Annotated in this window: 21 protein-coding genes and 1 pseudogene; 16 read left to right on the top strand and 6 right to left on the bottom strand. The window is 69.9% G+C overall.

Annotated elements, in window-relative coordinates; genetic code table 11:
- The first annotated feature begins 102 nt into the window (after nucleotides 1-102).
- From ACZ6NZ_RS13410 to ACZ6NZ_RS13425, 4 genes are all read left to right on the top strand, one after another.
- Nucleotides 103-1,509, top strand: a complete 1,407-nt coding sequence (locus tag ACZ6NZ_RS13410; protein ID WP_465858467.1) for a TldD/PmbA family protein — start codon at nucleotides 103-105, stop codon at nucleotides 1,507-1,509.
- A 265-nt stretch (nucleotides 1,510-1,774) separates the two neighbouring features.
- Nucleotides 1,775-2,581, top strand: coding sequence for a hypothetical protein (locus tag ACZ6NZ_RS13415; RefSeq protein WP_124859396.1), 807 nt, complete (start codon nucleotides 1,775-1,777; stop codon nucleotides 2,579-2,581).
- Nucleotides 2,582-2,593: 12 nt separating this feature from the next.
- Nucleotides 2,594-4,522: a fumarate reductase/succinate dehydrogenase flavoprotein subunit gene (locus ACZ6NZ_RS13420; RefSeq protein ID WP_366607762.1), complete on the top strand. Its 1,929-nt coding sequence runs from the start codon at nucleotides 2,594-2,596 to the stop codon at nucleotides 4,520-4,522.
- Nucleotides 4,519-5,583, top strand: coding sequence for a succinate dehydrogenase/fumarate reductase iron-sulfur subunit (locus tag ACZ6NZ_RS13425; protein WP_465858468.1), 1,065 nt, complete (start codon nucleotides 4,519-4,521; stop codon nucleotides 5,581-5,583). Before ACZ6NZ_RS13420 ends, ACZ6NZ_RS13425 begins: the two co-directional genes overlap by 4 nt.
- Nucleotides 5,584-5,719: 136 nt before the next feature.
- On the opposite strand, the gene ACZ6NZ_RS13430 is transcribed toward ACZ6NZ_RS13425, so the two are convergent.
- Nucleotides 5,720-6,166, bottom strand: coding sequence for a (deoxy)nucleoside triphosphate pyrophosphohydrolase (locus ACZ6NZ_RS13430; protein WP_465858469.1), 447 nt, complete (start codon nucleotides 6,164-6,166; stop codon nucleotides 5,720-5,722).
- A 183-nt stretch (nucleotides 6,167-6,349) separates the two neighbouring features.
- Between ACZ6NZ_RS13430 and ACZ6NZ_RS13435 the strand changes: the two genes are divergently transcribed.
- Entirely contained in the window at nucleotides 6,350-6,658 is a 309-nt protein-coding gene (locus tag ACZ6NZ_RS13435; protein WP_357602244.1) for a 4a-hydroxytetrahydrobiopterin dehydratase, read from the top strand.
- Here ACZ6NZ_RS13435 and ACZ6NZ_RS13440 read toward each other — a convergent pair.
- Entirely contained in the window at nucleotides 6,645-7,088 is a 444-nt protein-coding gene (locus tag ACZ6NZ_RS13440) for a VOC family protein (protein ID WP_465858470.1), read from the bottom strand. The two genes, ACZ6NZ_RS13435 and ACZ6NZ_RS13440, sit on opposite strands and share 14 nt — an antisense overlap.
- Nucleotides 7,089-7,202: 114 nt before the next feature.
- Here ACZ6NZ_RS13440 and ACZ6NZ_RS13445 point away from each other — a divergent pair, with 114 nt between their 5' ends.
- From ACZ6NZ_RS13445 to ACZ6NZ_RS13480, 8 genes and pseudogenes are all read left to right on the top strand, one after another.
- Complete coding sequence (locus tag ACZ6NZ_RS13445) at nucleotides 7,203-8,087, top strand: LysR family transcriptional regulator (RefSeq protein ID WP_465858471.1); 885 nt, start codon at nucleotides 7,203-7,205, stop codon at nucleotides 8,085-8,087.
- Nucleotides 8,084-8,839, top strand: coding sequence for a class I SAM-dependent methyltransferase (locus ACZ6NZ_RS13450; protein ID WP_465858472.1), 756 nt, complete (start codon nucleotides 8,084-8,086; stop codon nucleotides 8,837-8,839). The genes ACZ6NZ_RS13445 and ACZ6NZ_RS13450 overlap by 4 nt, the downstream gene beginning before the upstream one ends.
- Nucleotides 8,840-8,849: 10 nt before the next feature.
- Nucleotides 8,850-9,212: a PH domain-containing protein gene (locus ACZ6NZ_RS13455; protein ID WP_030337500.1), complete on the top strand. Its 363-nt coding sequence runs from the start codon at nucleotides 8,850-8,852 to the stop codon at nucleotides 9,210-9,212.
- A 223-nt stretch (nucleotides 9,213-9,435) separates the two neighbouring features.
- Nucleotides 9,436-10,167 (top strand): class I SAM-dependent methyltransferase, encoded by a 732-nt coding sequence (locus ACZ6NZ_RS13460; RefSeq protein ID WP_465858473.1) that lies wholly within the window; start codon nucleotides 9,436-9,438, stop codon nucleotides 10,165-10,167.
- A gap of 97 nt (nucleotides 10,168-10,264) precedes the next feature.
- The gene (locus ACZ6NZ_RS13465) at nucleotides 10,265-10,465 is read left to right on the top strand and encodes a hypothetical protein (protein WP_465858474.1); all 201 of its coding nucleotides are present in this window, start codon (nucleotides 10,265-10,267) and stop codon (nucleotides 10,463-10,465) included.
- Between the two features lie 81 nt (nucleotides 10,466-10,546).
- Nucleotides 10,547-11,776, top strand: a pseudogene (locus tag ACZ6NZ_RS13470) (MFS transporter); the annotation flags it as partial.
- Nucleotides 11,777-11,845: 69 nt separating this feature from the next.
- The gene (locus ACZ6NZ_RS13475; RefSeq protein WP_465858862.1) at nucleotides 11,846-12,220 is read left to right on the top strand and encodes a VOC family protein; all 375 of its coding nucleotides are present in this window, start codon (nucleotides 11,846-11,848) and stop codon (nucleotides 12,218-12,220) included.
- Between the two features lie 61 nt (nucleotides 12,221-12,281).
- A complete protein-coding gene (locus tag ACZ6NZ_RS13480) occupies nucleotides 12,282-13,088 on the top strand; it encodes a hypothetical protein (RefSeq protein WP_465858475.1) in 807 nt (268 codons plus the stop codon).
- Between the two features lie 35 nt (nucleotides 13,089-13,123).
- Here the strand turns inward: ACZ6NZ_RS13480 and ACZ6NZ_RS13485 are convergent, their stop codons facing one another.
- A complete protein-coding gene (locus tag ACZ6NZ_RS13485; protein WP_465858476.1) occupies nucleotides 13,124-13,894 on the bottom strand; it encodes a class I SAM-dependent methyltransferase in 771 nt (256 codons plus the stop codon).
- 40 nt (nucleotides 13,895-13,934) lie between these two features.
- On the opposite strand from ACZ6NZ_RS13485, the gene ACZ6NZ_RS13490 reads away from it, so the two are divergent.
- Nucleotides 13,935-14,504 (top strand): DUF3592 domain-containing protein, encoded by a 570-nt coding sequence (locus tag ACZ6NZ_RS13490; RefSeq protein WP_465858477.1) that lies wholly within the window; start codon nucleotides 13,935-13,937, stop codon nucleotides 14,502-14,504.
- Nucleotides 14,505-14,553: 49 nt separating this feature from the next.
- Here the strand turns inward: ACZ6NZ_RS13490 and ACZ6NZ_RS13495 are convergent, their stop codons facing one another.
- Together ACZ6NZ_RS13495 and ACZ6NZ_RS13500 are read right to left on the bottom strand one after the other, a co-directional pair.
- Nucleotides 14,554-15,267 carry a hypothetical protein gene (locus ACZ6NZ_RS13495; RefSeq protein WP_465858478.1) on the bottom strand — a complete coding sequence of 238 codons (714 nt, stop codon included), beginning with the start codon at nucleotides 15,265-15,267 and terminating at the stop codon, nucleotides 14,554-14,556.
- A gap of 144 nt (nucleotides 15,268-15,411) precedes the next feature.
- Nucleotides 15,412-15,879 (bottom strand): ArsI/CadI family heavy metal resistance metalloenzyme, encoded by a 468-nt coding sequence (locus ACZ6NZ_RS13500; protein ID WP_465858479.1) that lies wholly within the window; start codon nucleotides 15,877-15,879, stop codon nucleotides 15,412-15,414.
- Between the two features lie 77 nt (nucleotides 15,880-15,956).
- On the opposite strand from ACZ6NZ_RS13500, the gene ACZ6NZ_RS13505 reads away from it, so the two are divergent.
- Together ACZ6NZ_RS13505 and ACZ6NZ_RS13510 are read left to right on the top strand one after the other, a co-directional pair.
- Complete coding sequence (locus tag ACZ6NZ_RS13505; protein WP_465858480.1) at nucleotides 15,957-16,331, top strand: ArsR/SmtB family transcription factor; 375 nt, start codon at nucleotides 15,957-15,959, stop codon at nucleotides 16,329-16,331.
- Nucleotides 16,332-16,463: 132 nt separating this feature from the next.
- Nucleotides 16,464-16,622, top strand: a complete 159-nt coding sequence (locus ACZ6NZ_RS13510) for a hypothetical protein (RefSeq protein WP_465858481.1) — start codon at nucleotides 16,464-16,466, stop codon at nucleotides 16,620-16,622.
- Between the two features lie 114 nt (nucleotides 16,623-16,736).
- Here ACZ6NZ_RS13510 and ACZ6NZ_RS13515 read toward each other — a convergent pair whose 3' ends face one another.
- Entirely contained in the window at nucleotides 16,737-16,979 is a 243-nt protein-coding gene (locus tag ACZ6NZ_RS13515; RefSeq protein WP_465858482.1) for a hypothetical protein, read from the bottom strand.
- Between the last annotated feature and the right edge of the window lie 232 nt (nucleotides 16,980-17,211).

The raw sequence follows: 17,211 nt of genomic DNA on the forward strand, positions 1-17,211 counted from the left end.
GTTTGCGAGCCCCGCAGTCGCGAACGAAAGGTGGCCCAGCGTGAGCGCGAGGAGTGAGCCGGGTTTGCGAGCCCCGCAGTCGCGAACGAAAGGCGGCTCGGCATGACTGGGCAGACGGAGTTGGAGCTGGCGGGGCAGGTGGTGGAGCTGGTTCGGCGTCTCGGCGGGCCGGCCGCGCAGGCCGAGGCGGTGGTGACGCGGGCGGACCTGGCGCTGACCCGGTTCGCCAACTCGGGCATCCACCAGAACGTCTCCGAGTCCACGGTCGGTGTCCGGCTGCGGGTGCACGTCGACGGTCGGACGGCTGCCGGTGGCGGCAGCGTGGTCACCGCCGACGGGTTGTCCGATCTGGTGGAGCGCACCCTGGCCGCGGCGCGACTCTGCCCGCCCGACCCGGGTTGGCCGGGGCTTACCCCGCCCATGCCCACGCCGGACGCCCCGCCCGTCGACGAGGCCACCGCGCACGCTGAGCCGGATCAGCGGGCCGATCGGGTGCGGGCGTTCGTGGCCGCCGCCGGGGGCCTCAGCACGGCCGGTTACTGCCGCACCGCACACCGCTCGTCGGCGTTCGCCAACTCGGCCGGGCACTCGGCGTACGGCCGCTCGGTCGACGCGGCGATGGACGGCATCGCCCGCCTCGACGGCGCGGACGGGGTGGCCCGGCGCAGCACCGACCGGCTGTCCGACCTCGACGGCGCCGAGTTGGGCGCGCAGGCGGCCGCGAAGGTGCGGGCGGCGGCCGACCCGGTGGAGCTGCCGCCGGGGCACTACGAGGTGGTGTTCGAGCCGGCCGCGGTGGCGGATCTCCTGCAGAACCTGTCCTTCTACGGCTTCAACGGCAAGCGGTACGCCGAGCGGCAGTCGTTCGCCGAGCCGGGCGCGGCCCAGTTCGACAGGGCGGTGACGGTGGTGGACGACCCGCTGGGCGGGTCCGGGTTGCCGTTCGACTCCGAGGGCACCGGCCGACGGGCGCTGACGCTCGTCGAGGCGGGCACCACCCGGGCGGTGGCGCACGATCGGCGGACCGCCGCCGAGGCGGGCGCGGAGTCCACCGGGCACGCGGTCGCGGGGGGAGCCACCTGGGGGCCGATGCCCCGCAACCTGCGGCTGAGCGGCGCGGTGGCGGGGCCGGCCAGCGCCGTGGGCCGGAGCACCACCGGCACGGCGGCCGGGGCCGTCGTCGACGCGGACACCGCCGCGTTGGTGGCTGGCGTACGCCGAGGGCTGCTGGTGACCGACCTCTGGTACACCCGGGTGCTCGACCCGAAGAGCCTCGTCGTCACCGGGCTGACCCGCAACGGCGTCTGGCTGATCGAGGACGGCACTGTCGTCCGGGCGGTCCGTGACCTGCGGTTCACCGAGTCGTACCCGCGGGCGCTCGGGCCGGGGGCGGTGCTCGGGCTCGGCGCGCGGGCGGTGCGCCAACCGGACCGGGTGGACGGTGCCTGGTGGGCGGCCCCCTCGCTGCGGCTGGCGTCCTGGCACTTCACCGGAGGAGCTTCCGGCTGACGGTGTCGGCCACGCTCGCCGATCTCGGCGACGCGCGCCAAAAGCGGCGCGTCGAGGGCTTTTCCGCAGGCCAGACACACGGGACACTCCCTTGCGCGGACGGCTCGCGGAGATCGGCGTAACGTGTGTCACTTAGCTGCGTCGGTCGATCCGGCGTGGTCGTTGGTGTGCGCATGACGTGGCAGCGGGTGCGGGTTCGCCGGTCCGCGTGCCGACCGGAGAGAGACCAGCCCGCCCGTACGGGCCCGTCGAGGAGACGACTCGAATGACTTCAACGGCAACGAGGCCGAAGGGGGCGCGGGCGCGCGCCGCCATCGCGGCGAAGACGTTGCGTACCGACCGATGGTGGTTCGCCCCGCTGATCACCGTGATCGGGCTCAGCGCCTGGGTCGCGTACGCGACGGTCCGGGTCTTCATGCACAAGTGGTACTGGGTGGATCAGTTCCACTACCTGACCCCGTTCTACTCCCCGTGCGTGACCGACCGGTGTGTCGAGGAAGCCTCGCACTTCGGCCGGTTCCTGCCCGGCTGGTGGATCATCCCGGACGCCGCGCTGACCCTGCCGTTCCTGCTGCTGTTCCGGCTCACCTGCTACTACTACCGCAAGGCGTACTACCGGTCGTTCTGGCTGTCGCCGCCGGCCTGCGCGGTCCCGGACGGGCACAAGGAGTACGGCGGTGAGACCCGTTTCCCGCTGCTCGGGCAGAACCTGCACCGCTACTTCTTCTACGCCGCCGCGATCATCTCGCTGATCAACACCTGGGACGCGATCCTCGCCTTCCACTCGCCGAAGGGCTTCGGCTTCGGGCTGGGCAACATCATCCTGCTGCTCAACGTGGTGATGCTCTGGGCGTACACGATCTCCTGCCACTCCTGCCGGCACATCATCGGCGGCCGGCTCAAGCACTTCTCCAAGCACCCGGTGCGGTACAAGGCCTGGACGTTCGTCTCGGCGTTGAACGTCCGGCACATGCAGCTCGCCTGGATCACCCTCGGCACCCTGGCGCTGGCCGACTTCTACATCATGGCGCTCGCTGCCGGCTGGTTCTCCGACCTGCGGTTCATCAACTAAAGGGCCCCTGACATGACCACAACCACTCGCATCGAACGACACCACTACGACGTCGTCGTCATCGGGGCCGGCGGCGCCGGTCTGCGCGCGGCGATCGAGGCCCGGCTGGCCGGCAAGAAGACCGCGATCATCTCCAAGTCGCTGTTCGGCAAGGCGCACACGGTGATGGCCGAGGGCGGCGCCGCGGCCGCGATGGGCAATGTGAACAGCCGGGACAACTGGCAGGTGCACTTCCGCGACACCATGCGCGGTGGCAAGTTCCTCAACAACTTCCGGATGGCCGAGCTGCACGCGAAGGAGTCGCCGCAGCGGATCTGGGAGTTGGAGACGTACGGTGCGCTCTTCGACCGCACCAAGGACGGCAAGATCTCGCAGCGTAACTTCGGTGGCCACGAGTACCCGCGCCTGGCGCACGTGGGTGACCGGACCGGGCTGGAGCTGATCCGCACCCTCCAACAGAAGATCGTCTCGCTTCAGCAGGAGGACCAGCGGGAGTTCGGCTCGTACGACGCCCGGATCAGGGTGTTCTCCGAGACGACCATCACCGAGCTGCTGCTCGACGGTGACCGGGTGGCCGGCGCGTTCGGCTACTACCGCGAGTCGGGCGAGTTCATCCTGTTCGAGGCGCCGGCGGTCGTGCTGGCCACCGGTGGCGTCGGGCGCTCCTACAAGGTCACGTCGAACTCCTGGGAGTACACCGGGGACGGGCACGCGCTGGCGCTGCGCGCCGGGGCGACGCTGATCAACATGGAGTTCCTCCAGTTCCACCCGACCGGCATGGTCTGGCCGCCCTCGGTGAAGGGCATCCTGGTCACCGAGTCGGTGCGTGGTGACGGTGGCGTCCTGAAGAACTCCGAGGGCAAGCGGTTCATGTTCGACTACGTCCCCGACGTCTTCCGCAAGCAGTACGCGGAGACCGAGGAGGAGGCGGACCGCTGGTACACCGACCCGGACAACAACCGACGCCCGCCGGAGCTGCTGCCCCGCGACGAGGTGGCCCGGGCCATCAACAGCGAGGTCAAGGCCGGCCGGGGTTCCCCCGCCGGTGGCGTCTTCCTGGACATCGCGAGCCGACGGTCGGCCGACGAGATCCGCCGCCGGCTGCCGTCGATGTACCACCAGTTCAAGGAGCTGGCCGACGTCGACATCACGGCCGAGCCGATGGAGGTCGGTCCGACCTGCCACTACGTGATGGGCGGCGTCGAGGTCGACCCGGACTCGGGTGCGGCCTTCGGCCACGTACGCGGCCTGTTCGCCGCCGGTGAGGTCTCCGGCGGCATGCACGGCTCCAACCGCCTCGGCGGCAACTCCCTGTCCGACCTGCTGGTCTTCGGCAAGCGGGCGGGCGGGCACGCGGCCAGCTACGCCGACGGGCTGACCGCCCGACCGAAGGTGGCCGTGCACGAGGTCGAGGCGGCCGTGGAGACCGCCCTCGCGCCGCTGCAACGGGACACCGGCGAGAACCCGTACACCCTTCAGCAGGACCTCCAGGCGGTGATGGGGGATCTGGTGGGCATCATCCGCCGGGAGGGTGAGCTGGCCGACGCGCTGGTCCGGCTCGCCGAGCTGCGGGAGCGGGTGGCCAAGGTGAGCGCGGCCGGCGGCCGACGCTACAACCCGGGCTGGCACCTGGCCCTGGACCTGCGCAACATGCTGGTGGTCTCGGAGTGCACCGCGAAGGCGGCGCTGGAGCGGCAGGAGTCGCGCGGCGGGCACACCCGGGAGGACTACCCGACGATGGAGCCGAAGTGGCGGCAGGTCAACCTGGTCTGTGCGCTGGACGGCGACACCGTGCAGCTGACCCGCAAGCCGCTGCCGAAGATGCGGTCGGAGCTGATCGGCCTCTTCGACCGGGCCGAGCTGGCCAAGTACCTCACCGACGAGGAGCTCGCCGACTTCGACGCCCTCGTTGACGACGCTGGAGAGGCGGACAACCGATGAGCGGGAAGCGTCAGTTCCGGATCTGGCGGGGCGACGAGAGCGGCGGCGACCTCCAGGACTACATGGTGGAGGTCAACGAGGGCGAGGTCGTCCTCGACGTCATCCACCGTCTGCAGGCCACCGACGCGCCCGATCTGGCCTGCCGGTGGAACTGCAAGGCCGGCAAGTGCGGCTCCTGCTCGATGGAGATCAACGGCAAGCCGCGGCTGGGTTGCATGACGCGGATGTCGACCTTCGGCGACGACGAGACGGTCACGGTCACCCCGCTGCGCACCTTCCCGGTCATCCGGGACCTGGTCACCGACGTCTCGTTCAACTACGAGAAGGCACGGGAGACCCCGGCGTTCGCCCCTCCGGCGGACGTGGCGCCCGGTGACTACCGGATGCAGCAGGTCGACGTGGAGCGCTCGCAGGAGTTCCGCAAGTGCATCGAGTGCTTCCTGTGCCAGACGGTCTGCCACGTGATCCGCGATCACGAGGAGAACAAGCAGGCGTTCTCCGGTCCGCGGTACTTCATCCGGGCGGCCGAGCTGGACATGCACCCGCTGGACGCCCGGACCGACCGCAAGGAGTACGCGCAGGCCGAACAGGGCCTCGGCTTCTGCAACATCACCAAGTGCTGCACCGAGGTCTGCCCCGAGCACATCAAGATCACTGACAACGGGATCATCCCCATGAAGGAACGGGTCGTCGACCGCAGGTACGATCCCCTTGTGTGGCTTGGTAGCAAGATCTTCCGTCGGGGCGAGACGCCCCAGACCAGCGTGACCACCGCCCGTCCGGGCTCGGCGACGCCGGGCTCCGCCCGGGGTGGGGTGCACTCGCACGCGGGTGGCTCCCACGACTCGGGGGCCGAGGCGCAGGCGCAGAGCGGCGTCAACTGGCACCGGGAGGTGCCCCACCCGACCGCTCCGGCGGTCGACGACCGGGGCAAGCTGCCGCTGACCGAGCTCACCTTCGACCGGGCCGCCGCGCCGTCGCCCTTCGGCGACGACGTGACCTTCCCGCTGCCTCCGGAGCACCTCAACTTCGCCCACCCGGAGCAGGACAACAAGCACTGACAACCCGAACAGAAACGGGGGCCGTGGCTGTCGCCACGGCCCCCGTCCCACTTCCCCACCCCGGCCCCGGCCCCGGCCCCGGCGATCATGAAGTTATTGCCCTCCTGCGCGGCGTGTCATGGCAATAACTTCATGATCAACGAGGGTTGCGCAGGAGGAGGGGGCGGAGGGCGGCCACGATGGGGGCGTCGGCGGGGAGCCAGGTGACCGAGTCCAGTTCGTCGGCCGCGAGCCAGCGGAGCGCCTGGTGCTCCAGCGCCTGGGGCTGGTCGCCGCCGAGCAGGCGGGCCGCGTACACCTTGAGCACCGAGCGGCCGTGCGCCATCCGTACGTTGCGGCCGACCCGGTCGCCGATCTCGACGCGTACGGCCAACTCCTCGGCGCACTCCCGGATCAACGCGTCGGTCTCGGCCTCCCCCGGCTCGACCTTTCCGCCCGGAAACTCCCACATGCCCGCCACCTCGGGTGGCGCGGAACGCGCACAGGCGAGCACCCGCCCATCCCGGATGATCGCCGCACCGACGATCACCTTCAGGTCCCGTCGTTCGGCCTGCCCGCCATCATTCGCCCGTTCGGTCCGCACGGGCGTCCAGGGTGCCAGATCAATCGGCGGTTTGGGTACCGTAGCCGTCCGCTAGGCCAATAAGACACGGAAGTGTGGGCGTGGACACCCCCTCCGGGCAGCGAGAGACTAGGGGACACCGACAAGACACGGGATGGCGACGATTTGGCCACAAGCCGGCAACGGCGCTTGGGGGGTGCGGTGATGCGCGTGCTGTTCAGCAGCAGGGCCAAGCACGACTACCTTTCCGACGCGTTGACCTTGCTATCTGGTTGGACGCGCGAGGGCGAGCAGATCCGACGGACGCTCGTGATCGACGATACCCAACACGCCGCACTAACTGAACGGGTCAAGGTCGTCGCGGATGCGCTGCATCTGCGGCCCGAGATCAGCCGCCGGGCCGACAGCACCCAGATCCGGGTCGGGCACGGCAGCGGCGAGCCGCTGACCGAGGGCGAGGTGCTGTTGGCCGCCCGCATCGAGGACGCCTACCGGGCGGTCACCGAGGGCTGAGGACCGTCTCCGCATCCGACCCGGCGTCCTGCGGGTACCAGCGCAGCTCCACCGAGTTGCCGTCCGGGTCCCGTACGTAGATCGAGGTCGCCGAACCGCGCGCACCGAACCGGCTGACCGGGCCGGTCAACACTGTGAAGACCCCCGAGTCGATCACCTGCGTCCAGTCCAGTGGAGCCACCACCAGGCAGAAGTGGTCGACGTTCGCGCCCTGCGGCTCGCCGCGGACGAGGTCGATGATGCTGTCGGAGCTGATCCGCACCGACGGGAACGGGACGGTGCCCGCACGCCACTCGTCGACCCGTACCGGTGCCAGCCCGAGCCGGTCGCAGTAGAAGCTCAGGGACCGTTCCACGTCGGCCACGGTCAGCACCAGATGGTCGAAACCGGTTACCCGCACCGCGCTGGCCAGGTCATTGTCAATGCTCATCTCGGAGCCTCCCGCTCGGTTTTCCCTGCCGCGTTCACGATCCCCGGACGAGGGACACCGACCAAGACCTGATGCCGCTACGATCGTTGCCCACAGGTCAACGATGGGACTGGTGTGCTGGAGCGGTACGAGGTCGAGACGTTCCTGACCCTCGCTGAGGAACTGCACTTCGGCCGGACCGCCGAGCGGTTGACCGTCAGCACCGGCCGGGTCAGCCACATCGTGAAGAAACTGGAGCGCCAGATCGGCGCACCGCTGTTCGCCCGTACCAGTCGGGTCGTCCGGCTCACCCCGATCGGCCGACAGCTCGCCGACGAGTTGGCCCCGCTGGTGGCCGGCATCGACGAGGCCGTCCGCCGCGCGACCGACGCCGCCCGGGGCGTGACCGGGACGCTGCGGGTGGCGTTCCTCGGCGAGTGGACCGCGCCGGCGCTGCTCCGGGCGGTGGCCCTGTTCGGTGAACGGCACCCCGACTGTCGGGTCGAGGTGCACGAGGCGCAGTTGTCCACCAGCCGGTCCGGGCTGCTCGACGGCTCGACCGACGTGTTGATCGCTTCGTACCCGTTCGACGGCATGGCCACCGGCCCGGCGCTGCTCTGCGAGGAGCGGGCGCTCGCGGTGGCGGCGGAGCATCCGCTCACCCGGGAACGGTCGGTGTCGTTGGAGGTGCTCGCCGATCACCCGGTGGTGCAGTACCCGACAGTGACCTCGGCGGAGTTCAAGCGGGACCGCACCCCGGAGCGCACCCCGTCCGGCCGGGCGGTGCCGAGGGGGCCCGCCGGCAACACCTTCTCCGAGATGCTGTCCCTGGTCGCGCTGGGCCGGGGAGTCCTGCCGGTGGGCGAGCACACGCGGCGCTACTACCCGCGCCCCGACGTGGCGTACGTGCCCATCCACGACGCGCCACCGATCGAACGCGGGCCGGTCTGGCTGCCCAGCAACACCACCACCCGGGTACGCGAGTTCGTCCGCGCCGCGACCGACGCGAACCCCCGATGAGGCACGCCGAGTTCCGCCACCACCGGCTGGTTCCGGTGTACGACGCGGAGTGCCGGTGGGGGCCGGACGACGACTTCTTCCGAACGGTGGTCGACGAGACCCCGGCCGCCCGGGTGCTCGACCTCGGCTGCGGCACCGGCCGGCTGACCGTCGCCCTCGCCGCCGCCGGCCACACCGTCACCGGGGTGGACCCGGCCGGCGCGTCCCTGGCCGCCGCCCGTGCCAGACCGGGTGGCGATCGGGTGACCTGGATCGAGGGCACCTCGGCGCTGCTGCCGGAGCGGGCGTTCGACGTGGCGGTGCTGACCAGCCACGTCGCGCAGTTCTTCGTGGACGACGCGGAGTGGGCGCGTACCCTCGCCGACCTGGCCCGGGCGCTGGTGCCCGGCGGCCGGTTGGTGTTCGACGCCCGCGACCCGGCGGACCGTCGCTGGGAGCGGTGGAACCCGGTGGATTCGCACCGGGTGGTCACGCTGCCCGACGGCGGCCAGGTCCGCGCGTGGACCGAGGTCACCGGGGTACGCGACGGAGTGGTCGACTTCACCCACCGCTACCTCTTCGACGACGGGGAGGAACTGCTCAGCTCGGCGAGCCTGCGCTTCCGCACCGAGGCCGAGCTGCGCACCTCGCTGACCAGGGCGGGCTTCGTCGTGCAGCGTGTTCACGGGGGCTGGCTCGGCGAGCCCGTCGGCCTCGGCGACGGCGAGTTCGTGGTCGTCGCCCGGGTGGGCACGTTGGCGCCGGTTTCCTAACCTGGAGCTCATGGCGAACATCGCGTACGACCGCAAGGAGCAGGTCCAGCAGATCGAGAGTGGCCTCCTCGAAGGCGAGCAGATCATCGCCGTCTACGACGCCGTCGGCACCGGCACCGGGTTCATCGGGCTGACCGACCGGCGCGTGATCATCCAGGACCGCTCGTTCGTCGGCAAGCGGTTCGCGATCACGAGCATCCCGTACTCGAAGATCACCAGCGTGAGCGTGGTCAGCAACAAGTCGTGGGGTGGGTCGTTCTTCTCCACCGGCGCCATCGCCATCCACGTCGGTACGCACACCTACGAGGTGGAGTTCCGTGGCGCGCAGAAGAGCCACCACGTGCACAACGTGATCCTGCACCACATCTCCTGACCGCACGTCCCGTCGTGGGCCCGGCTGGCGTAATTGCCTTGCCGGGCCCTCGGCGTCTCTGGTGTCCTCGGTCGACAGTCACGCGAAGGGAGCAGCCACCATGCCCAACACGACGAAGTCCCCCGAACCGACCGTCATCCGACCCGACGAATCGAGACTTCGTGAGCAGGACTGTTCCCCTGGCGCTGCGCAGCGCCACTGACCCCAACCTCGGAGGCCGCTGATGTCGGTCTTCGACGATCCCGGCCTCTTCGGCCGGCTCTGGGCCGCCGACTACGACGGCCCCGGCAACCCCGACCCGGCCCCCGCCGTGGATTTCCTGGCCGACCTGGCCGACGGAGGTCCGGTTCTCGAACTGGCGATCGGCACGGGCCGGGTAGCACTTCCGCTGGCCGAGCGCGGCTTGGCCGTGCACGGCGTCGAGGCGTCCGAGGAGATGCTCGCGCACCTGCGGGCGAAGCCCGGCGGCGACCGGATCCCGGTGGTCGTCGCCGACATGGCGGACGTGCCGGTGCCTGGCGAGTTCCGGCTCGCGTACCTGGTCTTCAACACCCTGTTCAACCTGGTGGACGCCGAGCGGCAGGCGGACTGCTTCCGCAACGTCGCCCGGGTGCTGTCGCCCGGCGGCGCGTTCGTCATCGAGACGTTCGTGCCAGATCCGCGTGACTTCGACCGCCACGAGCAGGTGCAGGTACATGCCGTGACCGAGGACTCCGCGACGATCCGACTGCACCGGTACGACCGGCCGGCGCAGCGGTTCATCCGGCAGACGATCACGTTCGACGCGGACGGTGTGCACCTGAAGCCGTTCGCCATGCGCTACGCCTGGCCGCACCAGATCGACGAGATGGCGCAGCGGGCCGGGCTCCGGCTCTCCGAGCGGTACGCCGACTGGCACCGGCGACCGTTCCAGGCCGACAGCCCGTCGCACATCTCGGTCTACCGGGCGGAGTAGCGGTTTGATCGGCTCGGGTTCCGGAAAGTCGAACAGTCATCGCCCGACGTCAAGGAACCCGAGTCGATCTCCCGCCGACCGAGAGTGAGTTGCCGCCATGAGCAGACGAGCCATCCACGTGGTCCTGGCCCTGTCGGTCGTCCTCATGGTCACCGGCATCATTCTCAAGGTGACCGGGGACGGCGGAGCCGACACGGCCGGCACCGTGGCGGTGTCGCTCGCCTCGGTGGGTTCGATCGTGGCGAGCATCGGCTCGTCCTCCCGCGCTGCCCGCCGAAACGACCGCCCGAACCGGTGACCCGGCCGTTCACCCTCGGCTGATTCTGCTGCCAGCAGTAGGTGTTGATCCGCGGGTCCCGCGCCGGGTGAGCTGACTTTCATGACAGACGCCGCCCGATTCCCGCGCTCCTCTCCGTACTGGCCGGTGGTCAGTCACCCTCGGCTCCGACGCGTCCTACCCGGGCTCGCCGTCTCCGCGTTGGGGGACGGCCTGGCGGTCGTCGCGGTGACCTGGCTCGCCATCCAACTCGCCCCGCACGATCAGCGGGGCACCTGGATCGCGCTGGCCATTGCGGCGTACACACTGCCCAGCGCGGCCGGGACCGTCGTCTTCGGTCGGCTGCTGCGCGGGCGCAGCGGCGCACAACTCGCCGGGTGGGACGCGATCCTGCGGGCCAGCGCGCTCGGGGCGATCCCTCTCGCGCACCTCACCGGTGTGCTCACCGTCTGGCTGTACGTCCTCCTGCTGGCCGCCTCGGCGTTACTGCACTCGTGGGGAACCGCCGGGCGCTTCACCCTGATCGCCGAGCTGCTGCCGCCACAGCACCACCTGCCGGCGAACGCCCTTCTCACCACCATCGCCGCATCCGCCACCATCGTCGGCCCGCCGCTGGCGGGCGTTCTGATCGGCTGGGTGAGCCCGGTGTGGGTGATCGCTGTCGACGCCGTCACCTTCGCCGTGCTGGCCCTCACGTACCGTTTCGCCCTTCCCGACGCCGGCGGCGTCCAGCGGGCCGAGCGCGGCGCGTCGCGGACGGCCGGTTTCGCTGTCATCCGCCACAACCCCGCCCTGCTGGGCCTGCTGGTGTTGAGCCTCGGGTTCTTCTTCCTCTTCGGGCCGGTGTACGTGGCGATGCCCATTCACATCACCGACGACCTGCACGCGTCCGCGACGCTGCTCGGCACCTACTACACCGCCTTCGGTCTCGGCGGGCTCGTCGGCGGTGTGATCGCCGGCCACCTTCGCGACTGGCCGCTGCGCGCCACCACCATCGGCATCGTCATCGGGTTCGGGGTGGCCATGCTGCCCCTCGGCCTGGGCGCACCGGTCAGCCTGTCGCTGCCGGCCTTCGCGCTCGCGGGCGTCATCTGGGCGCCCTACCGCTCGACCTCGATAGCGTTGTTCCAGCGCAGCACGTCGACCACGCAGCTCCCGACGGTGCTCGCCGCGAACGGCAGTATCCTCGTGCTGGCGGTGCCCCTGGGCACCATGCTGGGCGGGCCGTTGGTGAGCGCTTTCGGGGCACGCCCGACGCTGCTGCTCTGCGCGGTGGCGATAGCCGCTCTCGGCCTGGCCGCCGGGGGGATCGCGATCTCACGGCGAAGCGACCTACGACAGCTCGCGCAACCTTCCGTTGCGCGTCGCGGTTCCGTCGTACCCGGGGTGCACGATCGGCACATGTCTGAGCCAACGCCCCACCGACACCACGCCATCGACTACGTCGAGCTCACGGTGACCGACCTCGCCGTGGCCAAGCGGTTCTACGCCGACGCGTTCGGTTGGCAGTTCAACGACTACGGGCCGGAGTACGCCGGCATCCGCAGCCCGCACGGCGACACCGCGCCCGAGGTCGGCGGTCTCCGTCTGGACAGGACGGTCCGGGCAGGCGGCCCGCTCGTGCTGCTCTACTCCAGCGACCTGGACCGGTCCGTGCAGGCCGTCAAGGAGGCCGGCGGCCAGGTGGTGGACGGGCCGTACGAGTTCCCCGGTGGCCGGCGGTTCCACTTCACCGATCCCAGCGGCAACGAGCTGGGCGCCTGGGCAGAGCAGTAGGGCTCCCCGATCGTTCGGACCGGGGGGTGGTCGTCATCGCCCGCTCCGGCAGAGTGCCCCCATGACCGGAAGAGGAGTGGACGCCGAGGGATGGATTGCGCGTGAGGGTGCACTGAGCCGGGTCCCGGCCGCCTTCGCCGGTGTTGTCGACGCGGCACGCGCTCGGACAGCCGAGTCCTTCGACGGTGGTCGGCTGCACAGCGCCTACCTCTACGGCAGCATCCCGCGCGGCACCGCCATCCTCGGCGTCTCCGATCTCGATCTGCTTCTCGCCCTGCGCACCGAACCGACCGAGGCCGACCGGGCGGCTGCCACCAGGATCGAGCAGGACCTCGACCGGTCCTTCCCACAGATCGACGGTGTGGGCATCCTGCTGTTCAGTGCCCGTACGCTGCTCAGCGAGCTTGAGCGGCACGACCTTGGCTTCTTCGTCGCCTGCCTGTGCACTCCCCTGCTGGGCGACGACCTCGCCGACCAACTCCCCCGCTACCGGCCCACTCCCCTGCTCGCCCGCGAGACGAACGGTGACCTCTCTCTCGCGCTTGCGGGGTGGCGCCGCCAGGCAGCCGAAGCGAGCACCGACCAGCAACGTCAGACTCTCACGCGGCTCGTCGCTCGTCGCATCGTCAGGACTGGATTCACCCTGGTCATGCCTCGGTGGGGTGGCTGGACGAGCGATCTCACCGAGTCCGCCGAGGCGTTCGGACTTCACTATCCGGAACGCGCCGGGCAGATGCGGAGAGCTGCCGTCGTCGGCCGCCGGCCTTCGCCGGATCCAGGCGTGCTCGGCGAACTCATCGACGACCTCGGGCCCTGGCTGGCCGCTGAGTACGTGGCGGTCCACGGCGAAAAGGCAGCCCGCCCCTGACCTACCGCCCCACCCCGCTGTCGGTTCGCCGGTCGTCAGCGTCGCCGGGCACGCAGCACGCCGGTCAGCATCGGCAGCGTGAACTCGCCGTGCGCCGTCTCGGCTCGGCTGTCGAGGAAGGAGCGGATCCGACCGAGGGTGGCCGCTCGCTCCTCTTCCGGCATGACCAGCATCCCGGCCCGTGTCGCGAGCGTCGCGACGAGCGAGTCGGCGCTGCGGCGCTGCCCGTGCGGGAACTCGACCTGCTCCGCCAACCCGAACCGGGCGATCACGCCGGCGCTCGGAACGAGCATGCCCGCCGTCGCGGCACGCCAACTGCTCAACGTGTCACGCGGGCCGATCGCCGCGTTCCCGCTGACCCGTTCGAGCCCGGCAACCCAGTCGACCCGGTCGTCCAGGATGTTCCACAGACCGGCCAGGACACCGCCGGGCGCGAGGACCCGGGCGATCTCCGCCCCCGCGACGGCCATGTCGAACCAGTGCAGGGCGTTGCCGGCGAGCACGGCGTCGACGGACCCGTCCGGCAACGGGATGGCCTCGGCGCTGCCCGGCAGGGCACGGACGGTCGGCACCGCACGGCGCAGCTCGGCGAGCATCGCCGGGTCGGGTTCGACAGCCACGACGTCCGCGCCCACCGCCGCCAGCGTCGCGGACAGCTTGCCGGTGCCGGCGCCCAGGTCGAGCACGCGTAGGCCGGGGGCGGGCTCCAACGCCCACCGCACCGCGGCCTGCGCGTAATCCGGGCGGTGTTCCGCGTACGCGGTCGCCGCCGCGCCGAACGACGACCGGAGCATCTGTTCCGTCATCCGGTCAACGTACCGCCGCTCGTCGACATCGACTGCCACCATGGCCACCGTGCAGATCCTGCGAAGCTGGTGGCGCGTCCGCTACCCCGTCTACGCGCTCGGCCTCGTGGTCGGGATGGTCATGATGTGGCTGCCCTTCAAGACCTTTCAGGACAACGACGCCTGGGAGAGCCGACTGCGAGCCCATGGCGTGCCAGCCCAGGCCGTCGTCGATGAACTGGTGCGCGAGCGCCGTAAGACGATGCACCTGAGCTACGAGTTCGCCGGTGCCCGGCGTCAGGCCGAGGTTGGCTGTTGGGAGATCTGCCTGGCGGCCGGCAGCGCGGTGCGGATCTGGGTCAACCCCGACGACCCGGATGACTTCGTGACCGACTTCGGCATCCTCAGCGGGCATCGAGGCCGGCTGCAAGGGGTGGTCGGAGCGGCAGGCCTGGTTCTGTCCGGGTGGATGGCGCTGGCCGTGATGACCCACCTCCATCAGCAACGACGCGGCCACCGGCGTCAGGACTGGCAGCGCCAGCAACGAGACCAGCGCCAACGACAGTTCGAGAACCCCAGGGCTGGAAGAAAACGCAAGCCGAGTCGGCGACGAACGTCGTTCACCAAGTGATCGACATCGCCGGTCGGCAGCTTTCGCTGATCGTCCTGGGCATTAGCCGTCACGAATCGGAGCTGACCCTCACCCCGCCCAGGCCAACCAGCTGGAAGCGCTCGAACCGATCGACGTCCCGGTCGAACGGCGCTGGCGAACCAGACCGGGCATTGGGCAGCATCTGCGGATCGATTGCGGCCAGCGACATGAGGCCACGATCGGCGCGCATCAGTTCAACGGTCTTTCTGGCGACAACCTTGTAGCTGTCATGAAGCCTGACCGGCACGTCGAGCCCGTCCGCTCCTTCCGAGATGGGAAGTACGGCATCCACTTCGGAGACGAACCTCGACATGAGGTCGCAGCATTCACGGGCGGAGTCTCGGACCGGCGCGGAGGCCGAAAGCTCCAGCTCCGCCATGATGCCCACGGCTTTCACGCTGGCATCGTAGATTTCCTGGGTGTCGATAATGAACAGATGACCCATTCGGTCTTCGATCATCTGCCTGATGTCGGCCGCCCTTCGACCCCAGTTCCAGATGGTCTGCATGAACTCTTTGTAGGTCTCCTCGCGGGACTCGCGATGCCGAAGCTCATCCTCCCGCTGCCACTGCGCCGCCCGGTCCTGGCACTCCCGCTCCCAGCGTTCCCGCTCTCGTTCGCGCTCCAGGGTCCACCGACGGTCCTCGCGGCGAGTGGTCAGGAACTGGGTCGAAACAGCGGCCCCGAGGGTGCCGGCAACGCCAAGCACGGCGACGAGAAGAACCGGCCAGATCTGGTCCATGGTGGGAGTATCCAGCCTCGATGCAGCCGTAACGGCGCGCCCCGCCGTCTCGCTCCTGCCTGACGGCCAAGGCACGAGAATGCGACCCTGGCGCACTGCGCGCCCGTCTTCTAGACCGAGGACGGGCGCGCGAGGGCGCAAAGATCAGCAGCAGCTCGATGCAGCCCCGCTGGCGGCCGGCTGCTTCTCAGCGTCGGTCGCTTCGCCGCAGCGACACTCACCCCCGGTCGTCTTGGCGAGGGTGTCGGCGTCGGCCTTGACGGTGTAGACCTCCCACGGCTCGTTGCCGGGCCCGCGCACCCACACCTTGTCCTGGAGGGCGTAGCAGCATTCGGTGTTGTTCTCTTCCAGCGTTATGAGACCGGAGTCGGTGAGGCGCTTGGTAGCGGCGTTGACCTCGCCGGTGGTGGACACCTCGACGCCGAGGTGGTCCATGACGGTGGGCTGGTCGGCCTCACCCTCAAGGAGCACGAGCTTGAGTGGCGGGTTCTCAATGGCGAAATTGGCGTAGCCGGGGCGGCGCTTGGCCGGCTCGACGCCGAACAGCTTGCCGTAGAAGGCTACGGAGCCTTCGAGGTCGGACACACGCAGGGCGAGCTGGACTCGGGACACGGCCATCTCCTTGTCTAGATGCTTATCGAAGCAAGACCCACGTTGCACCCTATTTCGAAGTCTGTCAAGGTAGAGGCATGTCGAAACAAGAGCCGCCGGTAGTGGACCTCAACGCCGTGGCCTGCTGCTCCCCGCTCGCGGTCCGCCCCATGGACGCCCAGCAGGCCGCGACGGTCGCACCGCTGTTCAAGGCCCTCGGGGATCCGATCCGGCTGCGGCTGATGTCGATGATCGCCTCGGTCCCGGAGATGTGCGTCTGCGACCTGACCCCGGCGTTCGACCTGTCCGGGCCGACCATCTCTCACCACCTCAAGGTGCTGCGCGAGGCCGGGCTGGTCGACTCGGAGCGGCGCGGCACCTGGGTCTGGTATCGGGCGAAGCCGGAAGCATTCCGACAGCTCGGCGCGCTCCTGGACATCTCCGCCGCCCCGGCCGCCAGCAGTACCGCCTGAGCCTTGCCCTGCCCCGGCGGGCCGCGGCGGAGTTCGCCGGCACCGCCCTCCTGGTCAGCTCCGGGATCGCCGCCGCCCGGCTCTCCCCCACCGACGCCCGTCTTCGTCCTGTACGACGCGGGTCAGCGGGTGATGAAGGGCTTCCGGCACGGCATCGAGGACCAGCGCCGCTCGATTCAGGACACGCTCCTGGGCCTGACCGCTGACCTCCCCAGTTTCACGGCCGGACGGCCGCGCGGTGGGGACGGGGCCTCGGCCACCAACCTGGGTGGGGTGACGTTCAACGTGTAAGTCTCGGGCGTGACCGGGCGCGAGGTTGGGAGGAAGCGGCCGAGGCGATCCTGGAGCGGCTGGGCGCTGCCATGCTCGCCCGGTGACGCGGGGACCGGGCCTGACAGTTAAGCGTCAGGATTCCCCGTCGCGGATGATCTGGCGGACCCGCTCTCGGCTGTACCCGGTGGCCGCCACGATGTCCACCTGACGGACGCCGTCCCGGTCAGCGGCCCGGACCTCCTCGGCCAGCGCGGCGCGCGCCTGGTCCACCTTCTCCCGGGCCTCGGCCACCAGTCGGGCGGCCCGCTCCTCGGCACGGGGCACCCCGGCTTGCGCCGCGCGCAACTTCCTTACCGCCGCCTCCAGGTCCGCCATTTGGCCATTCCAGCAGCTCCGACGCTAGGCCAACTCACGTATCCATCTTGTTGGCCAAACTAATGCCTTGACATTTGGCCAACCGAAAAGTGGAATAGTTGGCATAGATGATCGCGTGTAGCAGGGAGGCGACATGATCCACCTATCGGCGGTGCCCGTGGCCGTTACCGACGCTCCCCCGGGACAACCGGTCACCGTGTGGTTCGACACCGGGAGCGGCCCCGGGCTGGAG

Source organism: Micromonospora sp. NPDC047756, assembly GCF_055587245.1.